The 1,410-nt window shown below is 56.3% G+C and carries 2 protein-coding genes; both read left to right on the forward strand.

Going from position 1 to position 1,410, the window contains the following annotated elements:
- A partial coding sequence (locus B3Y70_RS15640) for a ribose-phosphate diphosphokinase (protein WP_288590061.1) occupies positions 1–836 on the forward strand: 836 nt, incomplete at its 5' end.
- Positions 833–1,410, forward strand: a 578-nt coding sequence (locus tag B3Y70_RS15645; protein WP_288590062.1) for an MBL fold metallo-hydrolase, incomplete at its 3' end; no start/stop codon positions are given. The genes B3Y70_RS15640 and B3Y70_RS15645, both read left to right, overlap by 4 nt.

Consider the following 1,410-nt stretch of genomic DNA (forward strand, 5'->3'; position numbering starts at 1 on the left):
TGGAGCCGGGAAGTTTGGAGGTGCGGAGGTTCCCTGATGGTGAGTCCTACTTACGTGTGCTCACATCAGTCAAAGGTGCGAACTGCGTAATATTGGCCGACCTAACGCATCCAGACACCAAATACCTTGCTCTCCTGTTTCTCTTTGAAACTCTCCGGGAACTCGGTGCCAGGTCGATTGGGTTGGTGGCGCCCTATCTTTGCTATATGCGCCAGGATCGACGCTTCGAAGAAGGGGAGGCGGTCACTTCCAGGGTGTTTGCCCAGTCTTTGTCTTTACATATCGACTGGCTGATCACCGTTGATCCACATTTGCACAGGTACCAGTCTCTTGACGAAATCTACAGCATACCCACGCAAGTTGTTCAGGGAGCACCGGCGCTGGCGGATTGGCTACGGGGGCAAAACGGTCTGTTGCTGGTAGGTCCGGACGCGGAAAGTGAGCAATGGGTATCAAGTATCGCGCAGGCCAGTAACCATCCTTATGTCATTGGCACCAAGCAGCGTCTGGGTGACCGGCGCGTTGAAGTCACCTTGCCGGATATCTCGGCGTATAACGGCCGGAAAGCCGTCATCATTGATGACGTTATTTCCAGCGGACGCACCATTGGCGAGTGTGTCAGGGCACTTAAGGCGCAAGGCACGGAGGCCATCCTGTGTGCGGCGGTGCATGGCATTTTTGCGGAGGCCTCGGACACCTACCTTCTGGGTACCGGCCTGCAGACGCTGGTGACCACCAACACGGTTCCACACAGCAGCAATGAGATCGATGTCAGCGAGTTGCTGGTGCCGCCGGTCAGGCATTTTCTCAATCAGGTGGAGGGTGAGCGCCGATGAACATTACATTTCTGGGTGGCACGGAAACCGTGACCGGCTCCAAGTTCCTGGTTGAAACCGGCCAGACACGTGTATTGGTCGATTGCGGCCTGTTTCAGGGGTACAAGTGGCTGAGAAAGCGCAACCGGCAACCGTTGCCGCTCGATATTGCCTCGCTGGATGCCGTGCTTCTGACCCATGCCCATCTGGATCATTCAGGCTACATCCCCGTGTTGTACAAGCAGGGCTTCCGGGGGGCGGTTTATACCCATCATGCCACCCGAGAGCTATGCAGCATATTGCTGGCCGATAGCGGCCACCTTCAGGAAGAGGAGGCACATTACCTCGGCCGCCATAAGCTGAGCAGGCATGAGAATCCGGAGCCCCTGTATGATCAGGAGGATGCAGAAGCCTGCATGGAGCTGTTTCAGTCGGTGGACTTTCACCAAGTGATCCAGCTCGGTGATATACGCTTTCATCTGCGACCGGTCGGGCACATTCTCGGGGCGGCCTGTGTCATCATCGAGGCGGAAGGTAAATGCGTCGGTTTTTCCGGCGATGTGGGCCGCCTCAATGATATTTTCATGAGGCCACC

This window comes from Marinobacter sp. UBA5687 (assembly GCF_002420325.1).
GTDB lineage: Bacteria > Pseudomonadota > Gammaproteobacteria > Pseudomonadales > Oleiphilaceae > Marinobacter > Marinobacter nauticus.